22 protein-coding genes and 3 pseudogenes are annotated in these 22,421 nt (G+C 65.8%); 19 read left to right on the plus strand and 6 right to left on the minus strand.

Annotated features, from left to right (window positions below; all coding sequences use genetic code 11):
* Positions 1 to 9: 9 nt before the first annotated feature.
* The 19 genes and pseudogenes from IM25_RS23215 to IM25_RS23300 all read left to right on the plus strand — a co-directional run bounded on the left by IM25_RS23215 (position 10) and on the right by IM25_RS23300 (position 16,021).
* A complete protein-coding gene (locus IM25_RS23215) occupies positions 10 to 1,059 on the plus strand; it encodes an SDR family NAD(P)-dependent oxidoreductase (RefSeq protein WP_019287414.1) in 1,050 nt (349 codons plus the stop codon).
* A gap of 99 nt (positions 1,060 to 1,158) precedes the next feature.
* The gene (locus tag IM25_RS23220) at positions 1,159 to 2,490 is read left to right on the plus strand and encodes an aromatic ring-hydroxylating dioxygenase subunit alpha (protein ID WP_019287415.1); all 1,332 of its coding nucleotides are present in this window, start codon (positions 1,159 to 1,161) and stop codon (positions 2,488 to 2,490) included.
* A complete protein-coding gene (locus IM25_RS23225) occupies positions 2,487 to 2,990 on the plus strand; it encodes an aromatic-ring-hydroxylating dioxygenase subunit beta (protein ID WP_019287416.1) in 504 nt (167 codons plus the stop codon). Before IM25_RS23220 ends, IM25_RS23225 begins: the two co-directional genes overlap by 4 nt.
* A complete protein-coding gene (locus tag IM25_RS26185) occupies positions 2,968 to 3,279 on the plus strand; it encodes a hypothetical protein (protein ID WP_157126999.1) in 312 nt (103 codons plus the stop codon). The genes IM25_RS23225 and IM25_RS26185 overlap by 23 nt, the downstream gene beginning before the upstream one ends.
* A 39-nt stretch (positions 3,280 to 3,318) precedes the next feature.
* The gene (locus IM25_RS23230) at positions 3,319 to 4,299 is read left to right on the plus strand and encodes an alpha/beta fold hydrolase (protein ID WP_232333495.1); all 981 of its coding nucleotides are present in this window, start codon (positions 3,319 to 3,321) and stop codon (positions 4,297 to 4,299) included.
* Positions 4,299 to 5,171 carry an extradiol dioxygenase gene (locus tag IM25_RS23235; RefSeq protein ID WP_033098533.1) on the plus strand — a complete coding sequence of 291 codons (873 nt, stop codon included), beginning with the start codon at positions 4,299 to 4,301 and terminating at the stop codon, positions 5,169 to 5,171. Before IM25_RS23230 ends, IM25_RS23235 begins: the two co-directional genes overlap by 1 nt.
* Positions 5,168 to 5,440, plus strand: coding sequence for a hypothetical protein (locus tag IM25_RS23240; protein WP_006897065.1), 273 nt, complete (start codon positions 5,168 to 5,170; stop codon positions 5,438 to 5,440). The genes IM25_RS23235 and IM25_RS23240 overlap by 4 nt, the downstream gene beginning before the upstream one ends.
* On the plus strand, positions 5,437 to 5,682 hold the full coding sequence (locus IM25_RS23245) for a ferredoxin (RefSeq protein WP_019287421.1): 246 nt from the start codon (positions 5,437 to 5,439) through the stop codon (positions 5,680 to 5,682). The genes IM25_RS23240 and IM25_RS23245 overlap by 4 nt, the downstream gene beginning before the upstream one ends.
* Positions 5,683 to 6,187: 505 nt before the next feature.
* Positions 6,188 to 6,550: pseudogene (locus IM25_RS23250) on the plus strand (isochorismatase family protein); the annotation flags it as partial.
* 105 nt (positions 6,551 to 6,655) lie between these two features.
* Positions 6,656 to 7,798: an MFS transporter gene (locus IM25_RS23255; RefSeq protein WP_033098534.1), complete on the plus strand. Its 1,143-nt coding sequence runs from the start codon at positions 6,656 to 6,658 to the stop codon at positions 7,796 to 7,798.
* A 75-nt stretch (positions 7,799 to 7,873) separates the two neighbouring features.
* The gene (locus IM25_RS23260) at positions 7,874 to 8,740 is read left to right on the plus strand and encodes an aldo/keto reductase (RefSeq protein WP_033098535.1); all 867 of its coding nucleotides are present in this window, start codon (positions 7,874 to 7,876) and stop codon (positions 8,738 to 8,740) included.
* 138 nt (positions 8,741 to 8,878) lie between these two features.
* Positions 8,879 to 10,342 (plus strand): Rieske 2Fe-2S domain-containing protein, encoded by a 1,464-nt coding sequence (locus IM25_RS23265; protein WP_033098536.1) that lies wholly within the window; start codon positions 8,879 to 8,881, stop codon positions 10,340 to 10,342.
* 2 nt (positions 10,343 to 10,344) lie between these two features.
* Positions 10,345 to 10,956, plus strand: a complete 612-nt coding sequence (locus IM25_RS23270) for a 3-phenylpropionate/cinnamic acid dioxygenase subunit beta (protein WP_019287426.1) — start codon at positions 10,345 to 10,347, stop codon at positions 10,954 to 10,956.
* On the plus strand, positions 10,953 to 11,258 hold the full coding sequence (locus IM25_RS23275) for a hypothetical protein (RefSeq protein WP_033098537.1): 306 nt from the start codon (positions 10,953 to 10,955) through the stop codon (positions 11,256 to 11,258). The genes IM25_RS23270 and IM25_RS23275 overlap by 4 nt, the downstream gene beginning before the upstream one ends.
* A 47-nt stretch (positions 11,259 to 11,305) precedes the next feature.
* On the plus strand, positions 11,306 to 11,503 hold the full coding sequence (locus tag IM25_RS23280) for a ferredoxin (RefSeq protein WP_033098538.1): 198 nt from the start codon (positions 11,306 to 11,308) through the stop codon (positions 11,501 to 11,503).
* Complete coding sequence (locus tag IM25_RS23285; protein ID WP_033098539.1) at positions 11,500 to 12,732, plus strand: NAD(P)/FAD-dependent oxidoreductase; 1,233 nt, start codon at positions 11,500 to 11,502, stop codon at positions 12,730 to 12,732. Before IM25_RS23280 ends, IM25_RS23285 begins: the two co-directional genes overlap by 4 nt.
* A complete protein-coding gene (locus IM25_RS23290) occupies positions 12,729 to 13,481 on the plus strand; it encodes a class II aldolase/adducin family protein (RefSeq protein ID WP_052040175.1) in 753 nt (250 codons plus the stop codon). Before IM25_RS23285 ends, IM25_RS23290 begins: the two co-directional genes overlap by 4 nt.
* A 46-nt stretch (positions 13,482 to 13,527) precedes the next feature.
* On the plus strand, positions 13,528 to 14,328 hold the full coding sequence (locus IM25_RS23295) for an IclR family transcriptional regulator (protein WP_033098540.1): 801 nt from the start codon (positions 13,528 to 13,530) through the stop codon (positions 14,326 to 14,328).
* A gap of 297 nt (positions 14,329 to 14,625) precedes the next feature.
* Positions 14,626 to 16,021: pseudogene (locus IM25_RS23300) on the plus strand (IS1380 family transposase).
* Between the two features lie 416 nt (positions 16,022 to 16,437).
* On the opposite strand, the pseudogene IM25_RS25725 reads toward IM25_RS23300, so the two are convergent.
* The 6 genes and pseudogenes from IM25_RS25725 to IM25_RS23330 form a co-directional block, all read right to left on the minus strand.
* Positions 16,438 to 17,255 (minus strand): annotated as a pseudogene (locus IM25_RS25725) (IS3 family transposase); the annotation flags it as partial.
* Between the two features lie 63 nt (positions 17,256 to 17,318).
* The gene (locus tag IM25_RS27125; protein WP_157127000.1) at positions 17,319 to 17,462 is read right to left on the minus strand and encodes a hypothetical protein; all 144 of its coding nucleotides are present in this window, start codon (positions 17,460 to 17,462) and stop codon (positions 17,319 to 17,321) included.
* A gap of 240 nt (positions 17,463 to 17,702) precedes the next feature.
* Positions 17,703 to 18,770, minus strand: a complete 1,068-nt coding sequence (locus tag IM25_RS23315; RefSeq protein ID WP_232333497.1) for a hypothetical protein — start codon at positions 18,768 to 18,770, stop codon at positions 17,703 to 17,705.
* Positions 18,748 to 20,370 carry a hypothetical protein gene (locus IM25_RS23320; protein WP_157127001.1) on the minus strand — a complete coding sequence of 541 codons (1,623 nt, stop codon included), beginning with the start codon at positions 20,368 to 20,370 and terminating at the stop codon, positions 18,748 to 18,750. Before IM25_RS23320 ends, IM25_RS23315 begins: the two co-directional genes overlap by 23 nt.
* 481 nt (positions 20,371 to 20,851) lie before the next feature.
* Complete coding sequence (locus tag IM25_RS23325; protein ID WP_033098544.1) at positions 20,852 to 21,178, minus strand: helix-turn-helix domain-containing protein; 327 nt, start codon at positions 21,176 to 21,178, stop codon at positions 20,852 to 20,854.
* Positions 21,178 to 22,302, minus strand: coding sequence for a tyrosine-type recombinase/integrase (locus IM25_RS23330; protein ID WP_033098545.1), 1,125 nt, complete (start codon positions 22,300 to 22,302; stop codon positions 21,178 to 21,180). The genes IM25_RS23325 and IM25_RS23330 overlap by 1 nt, the downstream gene beginning before the upstream one ends.
* Positions 22,303 to 22,421: the final 119 nt, after the last annotated feature.

Genomic DNA, 22,421 nt, shown 5'->3' on the forward strand with positions numbered 1-22,421 from the left:
GGAGGAACCGTGGCCACTGCGCGGCAGCGTCAGCTGGTCGAGCGGGCACTCGGTGAGTGGCAGGGCGAGGTGGCGGGGCGAGTCATCGTTGTCACCGGTGGAGCCCGCGGCATCGGCCGTTCCCTCTGCGAGGGACTGTTGCGCGCCGGCGCCAAGGTCGTTGCAGCGGACCTGACGTGGGACGACGCTGACGACTTCCGCAAGCAGCTGGAGTCGGACGGCAGCGGCATGGCCGTCGACATGGACATCACCGACGACGCCGCCCTCGACGCCGCCCGAGACGCTGTAATCGACAGGTTCGGGACCGTCGACGTCCTAGTGAACAACGCGTCTCTGGTCTCCGAAACCCTCTTCCCGCCCACAGGCCACCGGAACACCCTTGACACGACCGACCGCGACTGGGAGGTGATGTTCGGCGTCAACGTGTTCGGCACGCTGAAGGCCATCCGCCGGTTCATCGAGCCGATGCGGGCCCAGCAGCGGGGCAGCATCGTCAACGTCGTCAGCAGTGGCGTCCTGGCCGTCGCCGGCGGCGGCGGCTACCACGGGCTGCGCCCGTGGACGGTCGAGATGCCTTACCAGGCCACCAAGGCCGCCGTGATGGCGCTGACCTTCTACCTCGCCGAGGAAGTGCGCGGCGACGGGGTCGCGGTTAACGCGATCATGCCGGGGCACACCCGAGCGTCGTGGTTCGACGCCACCGCCCGGGCCTTCAACGAGCAGGGCATTGCCTACTTCATGCGCCCGGCGATTCCCGAGCACCTGCTGCCGATCTCGCTCTTCCTCGCCGCCCAGGACAGCGCGGGGACGTCCGGGCGCCTCTACTACGTGCCGGAGTGGAACTACGACCACGGCTACGGGGACTACGCCGCCTGGCAGGACCATGAGCTGCCTCCGGACATGGAGGAGATCTACAGCCGGCTGGAAGCCGCGACCCCGTCATACGAGCGGGCCGGCGTGGCCCACCTCCCCTTCGACGCGCAGGGCGCCCTGTACGCCGCGGGCATGGCAAACCTCGGGGCCCAGAACAGTTGGACCAGCAATGACAGCGCTCAGTGATACCGCAGACGCCCAGACGATCCGCTTACAGGTGGGCCGTTCGGGTCCGCCCTCCCATCTCACCTCACGCAACCCGTCAGACCCCGAGAGGACCCGCTCATGACCAGCATTAGCGAACGCCCCGTTGACGTGGCCGCCGCAGGACTGCACGACCTGGTGAAGCCCGACGAGGGTTCCGTCAGCCGAACGGTCTTCGTCGACGAGGCAATCTACCGCAAGGAATTGGACCGGGTATTCACCAAGACGTGGTTGTTCATCGGCCACGAGTCCCAGTTGAGTGAGCCGGGCGACTACCTGACGAACTTCATGGGCGAGGACCCTGTGATCGCCACTCGCGGTGCGGACGGAGTGATCCGGGTGATGCTCAACTCCTGCGCCCACCGGGGCATGGCCGTGTGTAGCACCGACGCCGGGTCCTCGAAGTTCTTCCGCTGCCCCTACCACGGCTGGACCTACAGCAACAACGGCGATCTGATCGGTGTACCGCGCGCAGATACCGTCTACCATGGCGAGCTGGACAAGTCGCGGCTAGGTCTGAAGGCCGTTCCGCGGGTGGAGAACTACAAGGGTTTCATCTTCGCCAATTGGGACGAGGACGCCATCCCGCTGGTGGACTACCTCGGCGCTGACCAGCTCTGGTATCTGGACCTGGCCTTCGAGGCGCCGCTCGGCGGGCTCGAGGTGATCGGCCCCACGATGAAGTTCCGGATCAAGGCCAACTGGAAGCTGGCGGCGGAGAACTTCGCCGGCGACGACTACCACGTGCTCTACACACATGGGTCGGCCTTCCAGATCGGCTTCCTCCCCGATTACGACACGCTCGGCGACTACATCGCATACTTCGGCCACGGCCACGGGATGGGCGACATCAGCAAGCCCGGCCGGGCCTATCAGAACGACGTCGGGATGGCTCAGTTCCTCGGGCCGGAGGCGATCGAGTACGTCAACGCCGTGCACGAGCGGCTCAAGGCCCGGGTCTCCCCGCTGCAGGCGGAGATGCACGGGCTCGGTCAGGGCAATATCTTCCCGAACCTGTCATGGATCAAGTTCGGCGTCTTCCACGTCTTCGGGCTCTTCCAATGGCACCCGAGGGGACCGGGTGAGATCGAGGTCTGGCAGACGGCGCTCTTCGACCGCGACGCGCCGCAGTCGGTCAAGGACTTCGCCCGCACCCAGATGTCCCAGGAGAACGCCGCGGCCGGGATCTTTGGCCAGGACGATGGCGAGAACTTCGAGCAAATCACCGAGTCCGCCCGCGGGGTGGTCTCCCAGACCCGGGATTTCAACTACGCGATGGGCCTGGGGCACGAGGGCGAGATCCACGAGGAGGGATACCCCGGCCATTTGGGGCCCCACTATTCGGAGCAGAACCACCGCAACTTCTATCGCTACTGGCTCGAACTCATGACCACCCCGGGAGAGCAGAAATGACCAATTCCCTCACCGATCTGCGCCGCGACGTCGAGGACTTCCTCTACAGCGAGGCCAAGATGCTCGACGAGCAACGCTACGACGAGTGGCTCGACCTGTTCACCGAGGATGTCCATTACTGGATGCCGATCACGGAGACCCGTGAGGTGCGGCAGCACCGGGACCACGTCCCCGGCGAGTGGTCGCTCATGGAGGAGGACGCCCGTTTCCTCGCCAAGCGGATGGAGCGCTTGGCCGGTGGCCTTGCCCACTCGGAGCAGCCGCGGTCGCGGACGCGTCGTTTCATCAGCAACGTCCTGGTCACCCCCGGGCCGGACGGCGACCTGGTAGCGGAGTGCAACTTCATCGTCTTCCAGTCCCGGCGAGCCAACTCCGAGCAGTTCTTCGTCGGCTCCCGTCGCGACCGGATCGTGACCTCCGGTGAGAGCTGGAAGATCGCCGAACGGACCGTGCTCTTCGACCACCGGGTGTTGCCCCGTGCCATCTCCATCTTCTTCTGAGGCCCAGGCGGCTGACCTCGACGGCAGTCGGGATGTCGGGGCTGATGGCGCACCTGAGCCGAGTTCTTGGCTGCGCATCGGCTCTGCCGACGGCGAGCTCGTAGTCAGCAACGAGTTCGCCCGGGTGCGGGTACGCGCCGACCGAGACGGCAACGACCTTCGCCTGGCCATCCGTAGCCTGCGCACCGGCCGCGAGGTCTTCCTTGACGCGCTGCAGCTGGAGAGCCTCACCTGGCTCGACGAGAGGGCCTACACGACATTGCTCTCCGAGCCGTTCGGACCGGAGTGACCGACCATCCCGCACGACCGAACAGAGAGGAGCCTCAACGTGACGAGGACTGAAGGGGGAATGGCCCAGCCCCAGGGGAACTCGTTCTGGGTGGACCTGCTGGGAACCGAGGTCCGGTACCGCCAGGCGAGCTCTTACCGCACCCGCAGCATCGAGGCAGGCGCCGGTGAGCCGGTAGTCCTGCTGCACGGCGTGAGCGGGCACGCCGAGACCTGGGTGCGCAACATCGCCGTCCTCGGCCGGGACTTCCGCGTGCATGCCATTGACATGCTGGGTCACGGCTTCACCGACAAGCCGCAGATCGAGTACTCGATCCGCGCGCTCGCCGAGCACGTGCTCGGCTTCCTCGACGAGATCGGCGCCTCGCGAGCCCACCTGGTCGGGCAGTCTCTCGGTGGCTGGGTCGCGGCGTTTCTCGCCGTCCACCACCCCGAGCGGGTCGCCTCGCTCGTCAGTGTCACCGGGGCGGGGCTGCAGGTGGACGCCGACGGTGCCACGCTGACCGAGAACGTCGGCCGGCAGGTCGCGGAGGCTACCACCAAGGCTCTGGACACCCCGACCCGGGAGAAGGTCCGGACTCGGCTGGAATGGCTGGGCCATGACCCGTCCGTGGTCACCGACGAACTGGTGGAGACCCGGTACCGGATCTACGCCAGCCCGGACTTCGCCGCCACCGCCGGTGACATGGTCGCCGCATTCACCTCCCGGCCCCGGCCGGAGGAACTGCTGACCGCCGAGCGGCTCGCGACGATCAACTGCCCGACGCTCGTGCTGTGGACCCGGCAGAACCCGACCATGCCGTGGCCGGTGGGGGAGGCGGCCAGCCGGATCATTCCCGATGCAACGTTCCGTCTGATGGAGGACGCTGGTCACTGGCCGCAGTTCGAGAAGCCGGCGGAATTCAACGCTGTCGTCGGCGGGTTCGTGCGGTCGGTCACCGCGGGGCGCCGAGGTGGGCGCACCGACGGCGACGGCGGCCCCACGGATCCGGCCACCAACCGGCAACGGGCGGCCCGCTGATGGGCAGGCTGGTAGGTGCGTACGCGACGTCCCACACGGCGATGATGATCCGAAAGCTCCAACCGGACAACGACGTGCACGCCGCAGTCCATCAGGCCTTCGCTCAGGTGCGTGCGGAAATTGACCGGCTGTCCCCTGACGTGCTCGTCGTCGTCAGCAGCGAGCACCTAGCATCCTTCAGCTACGACAGCTTTCCGCAGATATGCGTCGGAATCGGAGAGATAGCCACCGGTTGGGGCGATGGAGGAGTGGCCAGCGCCGAGGTGCCACTTGCTGGCGCCTTCGCTGCCCAGCTGCTCTCCGAAGGGGTGGCCGCCGGGTTCGACCTCGCGTTCTCCGCCAACCCGAAGATCGACCATGCGTTCATGGCACCATTGACCCTGATCCGACCAGAGATGGACATCCCGGTGGTCCCGGTGTTCCAGAACGCCAACACCGAGCCTCTGCCACCCCTGTGGCGCAGCGCCCAACTGGGGGAACTGCTGCGCGACGTCATTACGCGGCGGCCCGCAGCCGAAACAGTGGTCGTGCTCGGGACCGGCGGGCTCTCCCACTGGGTCGGCACGCCGGAGATGGGCCAGATCAACTCCGCCTTCGACGAGCGGTTCCTGCAGCACGTGCGCGCAGGGGACCTCGGCGCGATCCTCGCCATGAAGACCGCCGACGTCCTCGCTGAGGCCGGCAATGGTGCCCCGGAGATCTGCAACTGGGTCACCGCGATGGCCGCCGCGTCCAGTCAAAAGGGCTGGGGAGTGTCGGAGCCTGAGCGGACGGCCCGTGGGCCGAGAGGGGTCGTCCTGGCATACGAGTCCGTCCCGGACTGGGCGACCGGGATCGCGCTGGCTCGGTTGGCCCCCGAGGAGGAACCGTGAACTTACCCCTGGACCAGGTCATCCGCCGGGTCGTCCGGGATCCGGAGTTTCGTTCCATTGCGGAAGAGTCGGGCCAGCTCGCGGCCGACCTCGCAGGCGTACGGCTGGCCGATCTTGCGGCCGTCCTGGAGGGCGACCTGGTCACCCTCCAGCAAAGGGGCGCCCACCCACTGCTGATCATGCAGCTGGCCGGCGCGCTCAGGATCGATCCGATGCGGCGCTTCGCCGCCGAACAGACTGCCCATGACTTAACCACGGAGGGACGATGAACATGATGAACATTACGGTGGACCTCGAGCGGTGTGAGGGCTTCGCCTCGTGCGTTGTGACCGCGCCCGAGCTCTTCGACCTCGATGACGAGCGAAGCGTCGCCGTCGTTCTGGAGCCTGTTGACGGTGGCCCCCGCACCCGCGCCTTAGCGCTCGAGGCCGCCGCGAGCTGCCCGGTGCGGGCCATCACCGTCTCCGACCCCCTGGTGGACGAACCATCGCTGCCGCGGCGCGGCCGGTGACCGACGGAGTTTCGCCGGACGCGGTGGCAACCGCGGTCGAGAACGAACTCCGTCGGGCGACGGTGGCCGGTACGCCCTGTGCCCCGGTTCGTGAACGTGCTACCACCGACGTTGGCGGCCGGCTGCGCCGTTCAGCAGGTTCTCTCCGCTCGCGCTCTCGGTTGGAGGGGTGGCAGCCGCAATGGCCGATCGCTGAGCGGGTCAACGACCACGTTGTCAGACCGGGCGACTCGCGATCCGGGGCTCGATGCCAGCATCCCGGGCTGCCACGCGTACAGCATTTGGTCGCCGCGGCGGGCATATCGTTGACGCCCAAGAGGATACCGGCCTGCCTTCCTGCCGCACCTCGGGCACTGGCCCAGTCGGCTAGAGCGGGCCAGTTCAGAGTTTCCATCCGAGCCCTCGGCGTCGGGGAATCACGACCTCAGCTCCGCTAAGGAGCCGGGATAGTGCGGACCACGACGACACATGCGACCCTACGCTCAGGTGGCAGTCAGAAAATCCCAACAGCTGGCTGGTGGAGGGAAGCGAGTGGGTGGAGCTGGATGAGCGACTGGGTCGTCGCGAGAACGAGATGCTGCTGGTCAAAAAGTATGCCTCCTGTTTCTTCGGTACCGATCTGGCAGCTCGTCTGATCTCCCGGGGCGTGGACACGGTGATCCTCCTCGGTTGCACGACCAGCGGATGCGTCCGCGCCACCGCTGTAGACGCGTGCTCTTACGGGTTCCACACAGTCGTTGTGGAGGAGGGCGTGGGAGACAGGGCAGAGCTGCCACACCTGGCAAGCCTCTTCGACATCGACAGCAAATACGGTGACGTCGTGAACCTGGAAGACGCCAGCGCCTACCTCCAGCACGTCCGCCAGTAGAGACGTCGTATACGGACACCGGTGACGAAAGCTCATCGGCCAGTGCATCGATCGGTGGATCGCTGAGAACGTCTATGCGAAAGAGTTACCACCTCGGGAAGGCACATGGACTCCGTCAACTGTGACAGGGCCTTGAGCGCGCTGGCCATCATCTTGTTCAGCTTCGCGCTGGGCACTTTGTCCGTTGTCGTCCCTCTTTTGGGTGTGCATGCGGGCTACACCCCCAGTGAGATCGGGCTGCTGGTCGCCGTGGCTGCCATCGCACAGCTGATCACCCGCCTGTACATGGGCGCGTTGATGCGCCGGATTCCGGACAGGTCCTTCCTCGTGGGATCCGGGCTGATGATCGCGATCTCGTGCGCACTGCTCGCGATTTCTCCCGCGGTCGTGTTTTTTGTCGCGTCCCAGTTGGTCCAGGGAATAGCCCGGGCGTTCTTCTGGACCAGCAGCCAGACCCACGCCGTTCGCACATCCGCCGCACCGGTCAGTGGCCTCCGGGACGTCAATCTGGCGGCGGGGATCGGTGCGCTTCTCGGCCCCACGGTGGCCGGATATTTCTGGGAGGCCTCGGTGCAACTGCCACTCATGATGGGGATCGTCGCAGGTTCCGTCGCCGTCGTCCCCGCGGCCTTGTTGATCAGGTTTCCCCCGTTCGCGGCCAGGCCTTCGTCGCTCACCGGCAGCGACGTCCGTCTGTGGCGACGACCCGGTGTCAACGCTGCCTGCTGGATGAACACAGGCGCAGGGACCTGGAAAAGCCTTCTGGACTCCTACGTCCCTCTCGCCCTGTCCCTGGCAGGCCAACCGGCTGCAGTCATCGGCATCCTCCTGTCTATCGCCAACGCCGCCGTTCTCGTCGGCAGTACCGTCAGCGGGTGGGTCCGCAGCCGCGGCGTCAGGGCGTCTCTGGTCATCGGGATGATCATGACAGGACTGGGACTGGCCGCAGTGGGACCGTTTTCCGGTCTGACTGTCCCGGTGGCCATTGCCCTGGCCATCTCCGGCATCGGTGCCGGGGTCCTGCAGACCGTCGGTCCGGCCATCGCAGCGGAGATGGTGCACCCAGAAGAACGCGGAGACGCCCTCGCATTGACGGGCACTTTCCGCGCCACGGCGCTCTTCCTCTCACCGCTGGGCATGGCCGGGCTGGTCACCCTCGTTCCGGTGACCGCGGCCCTGCTGGCCGCGAGCCTGCTCATCATCACCCCAGCTGCAACCCCCTGGAGATCCAACAAAGATGTCGACTGACCGACACAGACCCCGAGGCTCGCGCTATTTGCCTCCGGTGACAAGAAAGCAAGACGTTTCGACGAGAGGCTGTCCATGACGACGAAAACCCATCCGAGCGATGACCCCGCAACGGTCCCGAGGCTCCGACTGAGGCACGGGCATAGCATTCCGCATCTAGGTCTGGGCACCTGGCCACTGGTGGGGGAAGAGTGCGAAACGGCCGTCCGCTACGCCATTCGAAGCGGCTACCGGCTCGTCGACACCGCGTTCCAGTACCGCAATGAAGACGCGGTGGGACGCGGTGTCCGCACGGCAGGCGTTGCGCGTGAAGAGTTGTTCGTCTCCAGCAAGTTCAACAAGGAGTCCCACAGCGTCGACGGTGTGCAGCGGGCCTACGACCGTAGTCTCCAAGCCTTGGGCCTGGACTACCTGGACATGTTCATGTGCCACTGGCCCGTGCCGGCCCTGGGTCAGTACACCGAGGCATGGAGAGGCCTCGTCAAGCTCTTGGACGAAGGCCGGGTCAAAGCGATCGGTGTCTCCAATTTCAAGCCGGACCATCTGGAGAAGGTCATTGCCGCGACCGGCGTGGTTCCCGACGTGAACCAGATCCAGCTCAGCCCCGATCTCGCACGGCTACCCGCGCGGGCAGTGCACCAGGACCTGGGCATCATTACCGAGGCCTGGAGCCCTATTGGTCGCGAATCGGGACTGCGGGACCACCCCATCGTGGTGCAGATCGCGCAACGGACAGCAAAGAGTCCGGCGCAGGTTCTGCTCCGCTGGCACGTCCAGCAAGGAATCGTCCCGATCCCGCAGGCCGCCAAACCCGCATGGCTGGTCGAGAACATCTCGGTGTTCGATTTCTCCCTGACTGCCGAGGAAATGGCTGCCCTAGCGAGGCTGGACCGCGGAGAGAACGCCGCCCGCGACTCCGACTCCCCCGAAAACGGCCACTAACCCTTGCCGCACCCACCCGTACCTGGCACGAAGAGTGGGAGGGGTTGACGTAGATCACAAAATGCGGAAACCTCTTCACGACAGAGTGACCCTCTGCTCTACAGACTGACTGATCGATGATCGAGAAAGAGCTCTCCCATGGCAGACCACCACGGCGTCCTCGAGGACGTACGGCAGGGCATGATCCCTGCACATATCTACAACGACAAAGAGCTCTTCGAACTCGAGAAAGAGCGTCTCTTCAGCCGCAGCTGGCTATTCGTCGCCCACGAGTCGGAGGTCCCCGAGGCTGGCGACTACGTGGTCCGCAGAGTCCTCAAAGACTCGTTCATTATCTCTCGGGACGAAAAGGGCGAGGTCCGGGCCCTGTTCAACATGTGCCTCCACCGGGGCATGCAGGTCTGCCGGGCAGAGATGGGCAATGCCTCCCACTTCCGTTGCCCGTACCACGGCTGGTCTTACCGCAATGACGGGCGCCTCGTTGGCCTGCCGTTTCACAAGGAGGCATACGGCGGGGAGGAAGGCTTCAAGAAGAAGGGCCAGACCCTGTTGCCAGCTCCCTCGCTGGCCACGTACAACGGTCTGATCTTCATCAGCATGGACCCGGACGCCGAGCCCCTGGAGGAGTTCCTAGGGGACTTCAAATTCTACCTCGACTACTACACGAAGCAGAGCGCAGACGGCATCGAGCTGCGTGGCCCTCAGCGTTGGCGGATCAAGGCGAACTGGAAGATCGGGGCCGAGAACTTCGCCGGGGACATGTACCACACGCCCCAGACCCACACCTCGGTGGTGGAGATTGGCCTCTTCCGCGAGCCCAAGGCGGAGAAACGCAAGGACGGCACCACGTACTGGGCTGGCAACGGCGGCGGCACCACTTACAAGCTGCCCGAAGGTGGCTTGGAGGAGCGCCTGCGCTACGTAGGCTACCCGGACGAGATGATCGCCCGGATGAAGGAGCAGTGGACCCAGGAGCAGCTCGACGTAGTCGGCAAGGACGGGTTCATGATCTCGGCGGCCTCACTGTTCCCGAACATGAGCTTCGTGCACAACTGGCCGCGGGTCGAAGAGGGCTCCGACGAGGTGCTCCCCTTCATCTCCATCCGCGTGTGGCAGCCAATCAGCGAGAACGAGACGGAAGTCCTCTCGTGGTTCGCCGTCGACAAAAACGCGCCGGAGGAGTACAAAGCGCTCTCCTACAAGGCATATCTCATGTGCTTCGGCAGTGGCGGCATGTTCGAACAGGACGACGTCGAGAACTGGGTGTCCCTCACCAATACTGCCGCCGGCTCCATGGCACGGCGTCTGCTGCTCAACAGCCGGATGGGCATGCTCGAGAACGGCGAGAACGTCGTCGAGGCCCTGTCCCCCGAGGAATACTCGGGACCCGGCTCCACCCGTATCGGATACAGCGAGTACAACCAGCGGGAGTTTTTGCGCCGATGGGCCGATCACCTCGAGCGTCCGGCAGTAGCCGCAGCGCAGGCGCACGTGGGCTCGGACCTGGTGGAGGCGCCACCGGCCGCCGGACCGGGGGCCCCCCGCCCGGCCAGCAGTAACGCAGAGACCGTGCCCGCAGCGACCCTGCACGAGGAGGTCTGATCATGAGTGTTGGAACGGCACACGAGAACGAGAATTCGACGCTGTCCGAACAGTCGGCGCTGGGAGCCCACGCCCCGCGTACCCAGCGGACGGGGCAGACCCTGCCCTTCAACGATGAACTTCACCTGGAGGCGCATCGTTGGCTGATCGATGAGGCATACCTGTTGGACGCCCAAGACTACAGCGAATGGCTCTCCCGGATCGCCGATGACGTTCATTACATCATGCCCGTCCGCGTCACCACTGCCCTGGGCGCGGGATACACCACCTCGCCTGGAATGGCGCACTGGGACGAGAACAAGTACTCGCTCAGCCGCCGGGTGGCCCGCTTCGCCACCGACCACGCCTGGACTGAAGACCCCCCATCACGGCTACGCCACTACATCACTAACGTGCGCACCTTCCGCACCCCCAACCCCGACGAAATCATCGTGGACTCGGCGGTTCTTCTCTTCCGCAGCCGTGGTGACGTCGGGGAATCCTCCACTGTCTCCGCAGGACGCGAGGACCTCCTCCGCCGTACCTCATCAAGGTCCGGGTGGGAGCTCGCCCGGCGCACCATCATGGTCGACGAGTCGGTCATCCGCATGCAGAATCTGGCGATCTTCCTATGAAGCTGGAATGGGAAGGCGAGGAGGAAGACCGCCTCGCGGCGATTCGGGCCACCGAGGAACGACGTCGGCTCGAAGAGCACGTCACCGGAACGCCGATCGTGATCGCCAACGAGTTCTCGGAGGTCCAGGTCACCCGCATTGAGACCCGCAACGGTTCGCGGCTGATGATTCAATCTCCTCGTTCGGGCCAGTGGGTAACGCTCTGTCCGCTGGAACTGGAGTCCCTGACCTGGCAGGCCCCAGACACGTTCTCGGCCATGATCGGCCACCCTTTCGGGCCGCTCGTGGCCGAAGAAGAATAGACACTCCTAACTGCCACAGCATCACCGCCTCACGAAAGTATGTGACCATGCCTGTAATCAAAGCTGACCTGGGCGCCTGTCAGGGGTATGCAAACTGCATTGTCGGAGCCTCTGACTACTTCGATCTGGACGACGACGGGATCGTCGTACTGCTCCAGACCGAGGTCCCCGAAGCCGACCGCGCCCGCGTCATCGAAGCTGCCCGCAGCTGCCCGGTCTCCGCGCTGGTGGTGGAGGACGAATGAGTCCGATCACCGTCATCGTCGGGTCCTCCATCGCCGGGGTGCGCACCGCGCAGTCCCTCCGCCGGGAAGGCTATAAGGGGGAGATCATCCTCGTGGGAGAAGAGACCGAACTTCCCTACGACAAACCGCCCCTGTCGAAATCCGTTCTTGCGGGATCCGCCGATGAGGACTCCATCCGGCTGCTGACCCAGGAGCAGGCCGATGCCGAGGGCATCCAACTCCTGCTGGGGCACCGCGCCGTCGGTCTGGACGTCGCCGAGAACCTGCTGAAGCTTGAAGGGCATGAACCCCTTCATTACGACAACCTCGTCATCGCCACCGGAGCATCACCCCGCCCCTCCCCCTGGGGTCAGCCTCCAGGGATCCACGTGCTGCGCACCCTTGAGGACGCCCGCGAACTACGTGGGGACCTTCTCCGGGGTGGGGCGCTTGCCGTCATCGGGGCAGGGTTCATCGGCGCCGAAGCGGCAGCCACCGCCCGCGGCCTGGGATTGGAGGTCACCGTCATCGACCCGGTACCCGTGCCCATGAGCCGCCTCTTCAACCCTGAGATCGGCCAGTGGTTCGCAGACCTTCACCAGGACAACGGGGTCAACACCATGTTCGGCACCGGAGTGGAAGCCATCGAAGGCGAGGAGGGCAACTTCTCCCTCCACCTGACCAACGGTGAGAGCGTTCAGGCGGCCACCGTGCTGATCGGTATCGGCGTCATCCCCAACGACTCCTGGCTCAGCGCATCCGGCCTGCTCGTGGACAACGGCGTCGTGCTCAACGAGTACTGCCAAGCCCTCGACGCCGCGAACGTGTACGCCGTCGGCGACGTAGCCCGCTGGCGCCACCAGAAGCACGGCGAGGACGTCAGGACCGAGCACTGGACTAACGCGGTGGAACAAGCCACATGCGTGGCCTACAACATCATCCATCCGGACCAGCCGCGCGCCTACACACCCATTGAATACGTGTGGAGCGACCAGCACGACTGGAAAATCCAGATCGTGGGACGCGTCGGAGGCAATGTCGACCACGTCATCATCGGACACCCGCAGGTCCACGGCAAGTTCGCCGCCCTCTACACCACCGACGGCACCACCGTCCGGGGCGCAGCCATCGTGAACTGGCCCAAAGCCCTCATTGCCTGCCGTCTGGGCATGGCCAGGGGCATCACGGTGCAGGATCTGCGCGCCAAGCTCGAACCCCAGTTGGAGCCACAGCCGAGGAGGGCGTCATGACACCCGGGGGGAACTTGCTGCCCCAGACCGAGAGCGTCGCCCGGGAACATATCGCCCTCGCCTGCCGGGTCTTGGCCCATCGGGGCCTTGCAGATGGAATCTTGGGTCACATCAGCCTGAAAATTACCGACAGCACATTGCTGGTGCGCTGTCGAGGCCCGTACGAACGCGGCCTGGCGTACACGCAAGCCGAAGACATCCGCATGGTGGACCTCGACGGCAATCCCGCCGCCGACGGTGAGCTCGGGGGCGGATATACGGTCCCCAATGAACTGCCGCTGCACACCGAGCTCTTCCGGCGCCGCCCAGACGTCCGGGCTGTCGTTCACGCTCATCCCCCGCGAGTGGTTGCCGCCGACCTGGCAGGGCTTGCAGTACGCCCCATCGTAGGGGCGTACGACATCCCCGGAACCCGCCTCGCCTCCAACGGGGTGCCCGTCTATCCCCGCGGAGTACTCATCCGCGACCGTCGGCTCGCCACCGAAATGGCCGATGCCATGGGAATAAGACCCGTTGTTGTGCTGCGGGGCCACGGCCTCACCAGCGCGGCCGAAACCGTCGAGCAAGCAGTTCTCCAGGCCATCAGCGTGGACGGCCTGTCCGGGTTGGCCCTGCAAGTGACTTCGGCTGGTGGGCACCTCGTCGACCTGCCCGACGCCGATATGGCCGAACTGCCCGACCTCGGAGGAGCATTCAACACAGAGACTGCCTGGAGACATGAACTCGCACGACTTGGTGAGCCTCGTTGACGGCCTGCGCCCTAGCCGGACAGAGACTGAACCCCCGGTCAGTAACATGAAGCTCATGTCCGCATCACGGGCGGAGGACGACTCCAGATACGGCCCTCCTCCGCAGTACCCCATCGAATCCGTCGACAACGCACTCCGATTGTTGCTGCTCTTCGAGACCCGGCCGAGCATCCGGCTCACCGATGCCAGCAAGTACCTCGGAGTGGCGTCATCTACGGCCCATCGCCTCATGGGGATGCTCCTCTACCGCGGTTTCGTACGGCAGAACCCCCAGACCAAAGCCTACGAACCCGGACAAGCACTCAGCTCCATCGCCTTCGCCATACGGCGCCACGTCGACATCGGAACGCTAATTCGTCCAGCAATGGAAAGGTTATTCGAGGCAACCGGGGAAACGGTGCACTTTGCCGAGCTCAAAGGCTCGAACACACACTTTCTGGAGGCCATCGAAAGCCAACGTGCCGTCCGCGTTGCCTCACGTCACGGTGCGATGCTTCCTGCCAACTGCACTGCAACGGGCAAAGCAATGCTGAGCTTACTCACCACGGAACAACTGCATGCCCTGTACCCGTATGAGGAGCTCCCGGGTCTCACCAAGGGATCTATCATTTCCCGTTCCGATCTGGAGCGCGCCCTCGAAACGATTCGGCAAACCGAATACTCAACGAGCCAGGAAGAAAGCGAAGACGGCGTCATGTCAGTCGCTGTTCCCATCACCAGCCCGAGCGGAAGATACTACGGGATCAATGTATCCGTGCCCGCTCACCGCATGACTGAACAACTCCGCACAGAACTCGGAGCTATGCTCCAGACAGCCGCCAAAGAAATCCAGAACTTGCTCGTTTAAGGATCTCGACGGCCGGTGACGGTGGGGCTGTGGACAGGACCACCTCAGCTCAGCGGCGATTCCAGAGAGTCGATTCTCCGCAGTCGGCGCCCGAAGAAGAGGGAAATGACCACGGCGACGGTTGCCATAGTGACGAGCATCGCCCAGGTCAGTGTCGAGTTACCGAGGCTAACCCGGGGCTTTCACGGAAATTCGACCTCAACCCGTGTCACACAGAAAGAAAGGTGCTCTGACCTGCGGTAATTCGACTTGTCTAAGGTTGAACAATCGCGTGAGCCAGGAGCACCCTTCATTCAGGTGAGCAAGTCTACGTCCCCCCTACCCACACGTGTCCGCATCGGCCACCGGAACCGGCGTCGTGTCGCATGCCGGCGCGATCCTGCTGCTGCGCACCGCGGAGAAAACCGGCCTCACCACGGCATTGACGACCGAACTCGGCCCGTTCCGCAAACCGTTGGCTCGCCACGATCCCGGCAAGATCCTCCTCGACCTCGCGCTCTCCCTCGCACTCGGCGGGGACTGCCTCGCCGACATCAACCAACTACGCGCCCACCCCGAACTGTTCGGCCAGGTGGCCTCCGACCCGACTGTCTCCCGCCTGATCGGTGTGTTGGCCTCCGACGCCGATACCGCTCTCGCTGCCATCGGACGGGCCCGCGCCACCGCCCGCGCCCACGCCTGGACCGCCGCCGGCTCCGCGGCACCCGATCACACCATCGACGAGCACAAACCACTGGTCATCGACATCGATGCCACCCTCGTCACCGCGCACTCCGACAAAGAACACGCTGCCCCGAACTTCAAACGCGGCTACGGGTTTCATCCATTGTGCGCGTTCATCGACCACGGTGAGTACGGCACCGGTGAACCGGTGGCGGTGCTGCTGCGCCCCGGTAACGCCGGGTCGAATACCGCCGCCGATCACGTCACTGTCGTGCAGGACGCCCTGGCGCAGTTGCCGTTCGATCCGGGATATCGGGTCGGGAAGAAGGTGCTGGTCCGGATCGACGGTGCCGGCGGCACCCACTCCTTGATCGAGTACCTGACCAAACGCAGGCTCTCGTATTCGATCGGATTCGGGTTGACCGACACAATGACCGCCGCCCTCGATCTGGTTCCCGAACAGGCATGGACTCCGGCCTACGACCCGGACGGGCAGGTCCGGGACGGGGCCTGGGTCACCGAGATCACCGGACTGCTCGACCTGTCCACGTGGCCGACCGGCATGCGCGTGATCGTCAGGAAGGAACGTCCGCATCCGGGTGCGCAGTTGCGGTTCACCGACCGTGACGGGCTGCGCCTGACCGCGTTCGTCACCAACCCCCGCCGTGGGCAACTCCCCGATCTGGAGCTGCGGCACCGGCGTCGGGCTCGGTGCGAGGACCGGATCCGGGCAGCGAAAGTCACCGGGCTGCAGAATCTTCTGCTGCACGGCTACGACCAGAACCGGATCTGGCTGGCGCTGGTGCAACTCGCATGCGAGCTGACCGCGTGGATGCAAATGCTCGCGTTCACCGAGGTTCCGGCGCGGCGGTGGGAGCCGAAACGGCTACGGCTGCGGGTGCTGTCGATCGCCGGGAAGATCGCCCGGCATGCCCGTCGGGTTCGACTGCGGCTGGCCGCGACGGCTCCGGGTGTCGATGTTCTCGTGGCCGGATTGAACAGGCTCACCGCGCTACCTTCGCCTGCGTGACCTGCACGTATCTTCATTTATCGAGACGAAAGGACACTCAGCTCGGGGCCGTGGACCCCGGCGTCACCGACCGTGTCGGGCGACCGAGCGTGGATGCACACCGGATCCACCGCCTCCACAATCGAATCCAAACTGCTCAGGCCGGCACGCGGGACTCACGAAAGATTGAGGCTAAGCCTGATTCCACCGAAGGATCGGCTGCGTAACAGCGTGTCGAACTGAAGAAAGTGCCCCCTGAACTGGGAAGATTGGAGTTCTCACACAACAAATCCACCAGTTCAGGAAAGGCACTTCCGGTGAAAGTGTCGGTAACTCGTTGATCACTACGCGATGGCCCACCCGCAGAGCGGGAACGACACGCCGCGGACCTGGCCGGATGCCCTCAGCCGATTCCCACCACTCCCCGGGACTTACCCGATCGACCAGCCCACCACCCGAGGCGAACAGATATCGATCACCGCCGCCAGATACAACCACGACGACCCCACCGGAATGTAGGTGATATCGCCGCACCACCGAGTGTCGAGTACCTCGGCGGTGAAGTCCCGTCCGATCAGATCGGGCACCGTCGCCGCCTGCGGATCGGGGATGGTGGTGCGCCGGCCACGTCGCAGATGCCGACCGACAATGCGGTGCTCACGCATCACCCGCGCCACTCGTTTGCGGTTGATGCCCACCCCGAGTTCGCGCAGTTCGGCGTGGATGCGGGGAGCACCGTACCCGCCGCGATGCTCACTATGGATCCGGCGGATCTGTGCGACGGTGGCAGCTTCCTCGGCGGCACGCTCGGTGCGCGCATCGGCGGTGGCCAGGTGCCGGTAGTAGCCGGACCGGGACGCGCCGAGGACCCGGCACAGCCGCTGCACACCGAACTCGGCGCGATGAGCGGAGATGAAGTCCCAGCGGCAGGGCTTCACTTCATCTCCTGCGCGAAATAGGCCGCTGCCCGGCGCAGGATCTCCCGTTCGAGCTGCCACTCCTTCTCGGCGCTGCGCAGCCGAGTGTTCTCCGATCGCAGGCGCGCCAACTCCTCGGCTGGGGTTTCGACGCCGGCTCCGCGGTCCGCCGAGCTTCGGCCAGCCGCGTTGTCCTTGCGGACCCAGGTGCGCAGCGTTTCGCTGCTGATGCCCAGGTCCGCAGCCACTGCCGCGTAGGTGCGGGTACCGGCGGCCGCGCGATACAACGAGACCGCGTCCCGGCGGAACTCCTCGGGGTAGTGAGACTGGCGTCCCATGTGAGCATCCCTCCTGGTTCTTGTACGAACCATTGTCAGGGTGTCCACTCCCAGGGGGCATCCTCAGCGGCACCCGACACCACCGTCCATGTCACTGTCGACGACGAGCGGGTACCAGATCCTCCGGTCCACCGGCTGGCCGAGCTGTGGGCTTGTGAGTGGATCGCGCACCCCGCCGTCATCCGGGTTCACCGCAGTGATGATCATCCGGTCTCCCCGATCCGGATCGGGCGCCCGGATTTTCTTCCGCCCGCACGGTACCCGGAGTGGGAGATCGACAGGTGAGGCCGGAAGATGATCCGGGGAAGTCGCCACGTCACACCGTGAGCCGGGCTCCATGCTCAGCCCGTCGTCGACAGCGTGCTCGCAGATCGAACCAGGTGCAGGCACAGCCGGTATTGCTTGCATTACTTGCCGCTGTCGGGGCCGGCGAGCACCGTCGTGCAGCTACGGCTGCAGGTCTTCGAGCACGGTGAGCAAGTCGTCGAACAGGGCATCGGCGCGCTGTTCGATCTCGTCGAAGGTATCGGCAAGGTCCTCGAGGTCCTGATAATCGCGACGGCGAGCCGCGATCCCGCGTTCGTAGTAGTCCGGGTCGAGAACCACCTCGGGTTCGACCCCTGCCTCGTCGGTGTCCGGCGGAGCCGCCGGCAGTGTCGGGCGGTTGGGGGCGCGGCCGGACAGGTGAACGCGTACCAGCGCCGAGATCGACTGGGCGGTCATCGCGTGGGCATGGGGCAGGTGTCCCCAGCGGTCGATCGGACACACCAGCGGTTGGCGTCCCTGCTCGGCGGTGAGCGGATTGGTGAGAATGTCGACCGGGTCGGTGAGGTAATGACGCAACAGATGCGTGCCGGGATTCTCGTCGAGAAACGCCTGGATGTGCGCCCACCGCCGGTAGATCGCCACCCCAAGATGGTCCTCAGCATCGGGTTCGGGTGTAAGGCGCACGCGTTCCCCGGCCCGGGTGGTGACCTCGAGGGCCCCGTCGTCGATGCGGATGTCGCGGCGGCGCAGCCGGGTGATGTCGGCAAAGCTCAGGCCGGTGGCGGCGAGCACGAGCAGCAGCGCATCGCGGCGGCCGAACAGTCCACTGGGCCAGCCCTCGGTCGGCAACGCGGCGGCGGTGCGCAGCAGGATCGGTGCGAGTCGATCAGATCGCCGGCCGCGGGTGGTGTCGAGGTGGCGGCGCACCGTCTCGGTGCGCCCGGGCGGTGGGTAGCCGTGCCGGGTGTGGACGGTGTTGATTGCCGACAGTCGGCGCCGCTGCGTCGCCATCGCCGCGGGATGCTCGCGCACGAACATCGCCAACGTCTGCGGGGCGGCGGGGATCGGCCGCTGGTCGGCGGCAAGGCACCAGTCGGCGAACAACGCCCAGTCGTGCCGATACTGCTCCGGGATCCGCAGCCCCGCCAGCGATATCGAGTGGTCGGTCAGAGGGGGTGTGGTGGTCGACTGGCGGAGTGACGGTATTCGGTGGGTGCGGTATTCGTCATGTCTTCCCGGGGTTGTCATGGGTGTGTCCTGCGGTGTCGGTTCGGATGGCAAGGTAGGTGGTCCAGTCCCGTCGTGTGCGGCCCGCCCATCGGGTGGCGGTGGTGATGTGGATGCCGAGTACGTCCGCGGCGATGGGGGCGGGGATCTCCCGGGCCCAGGCAGCTCGGGTTGCGTGTCGAGCGGGGCGGGGGTCGATCCCACAGGTTCGAAGGTTGCGGGCCAGCACTTTCGGTGTGGTGGGCTTGCCGATCCTTCTTCCCTGGAAGAGGAAGCGGGTTGTATCGCCGGGACGCGGGAAGGGGGCGCGGCCATCGGCGTCGACGGCGAGACTGTGCACGAGCGTGGCGAGGGCTGGAGGGAGCGGGACGGTGCCGTTGCCGATGCGGAGGTAGGCATCGGTATCGGTATCGATGATGTCGCTGGTGGTGAGATCGGCGATGCTGGTGATGGTACGTCCGTAGAGCAGTACCAGCGCGCCGCTCGCTCGCACGTGCAGGGGCAGCGTCTCGTCGTGCAGACAGCGAGCGAGCATTGCCCAGTGGTCGTCGTCGGTGAGGATGTGTGATGGTTCGCCGCTGTGAGGGTTCGGCACGACCAGGTCGGTGCACCGATGGTGGGTGGTCGCCCAGGTGATGAAGTTGGCCAGGAAGTATCGGTAGCGACTGCCACCGTCGAGCCAGCGATCGAGGTCGGCTTGGGTGGCGGTGGCCAAGGGGGTGTCGTGTTCGTCGAGCCAGGACAGAAAGTCCAGGGCGAGGGAGATCTGGCTGCGGGCGTAGGCGGCGGCACTGTCGGTGACCGGGCGGTTTCGGGCGCGGCGGCGGGCTCGCCGTAACACGTGCCAATGCGCGAAGGGGCGCACCAGTTCACCGTGGTGGGCGGGGTGGCGCTCGAGGATCTCGTCGAGCCAGGGTCCGATCCGTTCGATCAGGTCGGTGCGGTCGGGCAGGATCCCGGCGTGGACGAACAAATCGCGCAGCCGGGGTAGGGCTGCGCTGTGGGGGACGCTGTCGAGCAGCTGATGGGTGATCGGTTCGTCGTGAGCGCGTAGGGCTATCTGGTGCAGCAGAGCAGCACCGCCGCGCCGGCGGCGCAGCCAGTACCGGGTGATCTCGGGGTTGGGCACCGTGCGGAAGACCTCGTCGAGCACGGTGAGTGGAGCGGCGATGCCCCGCTGCGGATCGGCGATCACAGCGTGCAGGGTGGTGATCAGGGCGTCGTGGCCGGTTTCGTCTCGACGCCGACGGACCCGGCCGGGTGATTCGGTCAGCTCGGGTTCGAGGATGTGGCCGGCGTCCCGGCACGGCAGACACACCGGATGCTGCGCACGCGGATGGGCCGGATACGCGGTGCCGCAGACGGTGCACGACCGCAGGCGTCGGGTCCGGCAGCGGATGCAGATATCCGGGCTGGTTGCCGTGGCGCGGCGGTCGATGCGTCGGTGCTCACCGCAGGCGCCGCAACGGCGCAGGGGCCGGCGGTAGCAGGACTTGCAGATCGGACCGTCGGCGGTGTGGGCGTAGGTCGAGGCGGTGTGCTCGCAGCGACAACAGCGGCGCTGCGGGGCGCGATAGCAGTTGGGGCACACCGCGGCACCGTCGGCGCGCCGAGTCTGCACCCGCAGCACTCGTCCGCAGGTGCCGCAGGGTTCGCGCCTGCGGGGATGCACGAGCGGCACAAGGGATCACCACGGTCGGTGTGGGTGGCGATCGGGCGATCGTGCCCGCACCGTCCGCAGGGTGCGCGATGGTAGAAGCGGCGGCAGTTGTCGCAGACTCGGCCGCCGTCGACGATGTGCGGCAACAGCACGAGCCGACCGCAGCGCAGGCAGCCGGGGACGACGACGGTGGTGTGGCCGGCGTCGGCCAGCAGCCCGGCCAGCCGTTGCACCGCGATGGGCGCGTCCGACGACCCGGAGATCAGCGCGTCCGGATGCTCGGCCAGGTGCGTCTCGAGGCGTCGCAGGGTGTGCGCGACGGTGGCACGCTCGACGAATTGTGTAGCGGCGGTGGGGTCGAGGTCGGGCACCACCGTGCAGAGCCGGGCAGCGGCCCGGTCGAGTACCGTCTGCCGCCGTTCCCGGCGGGCCTGGGCGGCGGTCATGTCGACCTCGGCCGACGGATGGTGGTGCGCCGAACCTGCGGCGGGGCAACTCGTTCGGCCGGGCCGCCGGTCTTGGCGACGGGGGTGTGGACCACATCGATCTCGATCAGATCGTTCGGGGTGCAGGCGAGGATGTCGCACAGGGCGGCGAGGGTGTCCATCGACAGTCGCTGTGGGGGTGCGGTGACCAGCCGGTAGACCTGCTCTCGCGAGAGGTGGATGCCACGCTCGGCCAACAGCGGCACCAGGTCGGTGGTGGCGAACATGTCCTGCTCGGCCATGCGTTTGCGCAGATTCCAGCGGTAGCCCATCTTCTTGATCATCAGCGCTGCTCCCACAGTTCGGTACGGTCCTGCAAGGCGCGCCGGATCAGCCGGCGCCGGTACTCGTCCGAGACCCCCGTGTAGAGCGCGGTGGTCGACGCGTAGCGGTGCCCGACCTGCTCGGAGACGAACCGTTCCGGGTAATCGAACTCGACCAGATGAGTGACGTAGGAATGACGCAGGCAGTGCAGATCCAACTCGGTCGGCAACCCGGCCGCCTGCCGAGCCGAGGCGAAGGCCTCGTTGATGCTGCGCATCGACATCCGCCCGGCCCGTTCGTTGACCCACACCGCTGCCAGCGGACCCGGATGCAGCAACGGACGCACCTCGGTGACCCAGTGCTCGAGCACCTCGACGATCCAGTCCATCTCCGGCACCGTGAGTACGGTGCGTCGCTTGGGCGGACCGCCCTTCGACGCTTTACCCCAGCGCACGAACCACGCCCCGTAGCGGCCGTACTGCCCCGCGGTGGGACTGTGCCGCCGATCCGCCAGGTCCAGCCCGTACGCCTCCCGGCGGCGCAGGCCGTAGGCGTACACGGTCTTGAGCAGCGCCGCGTCCCGCAGCGCCGTCAGCGCCCCCTTGCGACCCCGCTCGCGGATCTGTCCCACCCGGGCGTCGGCGGCATCGAACAATGCTTGGACCTCGTCGTAGGTCAACGGGCGCCGCCCCGGCTGTCCCTCGACGTCGGCGACATGCGCGATGGTGTTGCCTTCATGGAAGATTCGCTGTGGCACCTGCGAGAACCGTTGCTCGCACACCGCAGGCCACCCGTACCGACGATCGGTGATGTACTCGACGAACAACGCGATCGCCATCTCGTAGCTGCGCGCGGTGGACACCACGATCGGTCGCGCCCGCAGTTCCGAACGCAGATGCGTGATGAAATCTTCCCCGTCGGCCGGTTCCCACTGCCACGGATACGAATTGGTGAATTCGGCCATTCGCCGCACCACCGCCACCCGCGGACCGATCGTGCCGGACTCGCTCAGAAACCGGGTGCGTTGCTGTCGCTGCCACCCGGCGAGCATCGCCTCGAATACCGCCTGCTGCGGATCCAGGTGCACCACCGCATCGGCCAGCACCAGATGCGCCGCACCGGGCGGATCGACCACCGACTCCATATGTTGCATTGAACACAACATTGTTGAATTGCGTGGCCGAAACGAGGTGTTCTGCCAGGTCACGGCCCACGCAGGCCGGATACTCGACGCACGGGCACGCCCCCTTCGCCGCACGTCGA

This window comes from Rhodococcus sp. p52, from assembly GCF_000763325.2.
GTDB classification, from domain to species: Bacteria; Actinomycetota; Actinomycetes; order Mycobacteriales; family Mycobacteriaceae; genus Rhodococcus; species Rhodococcus pyridinivorans.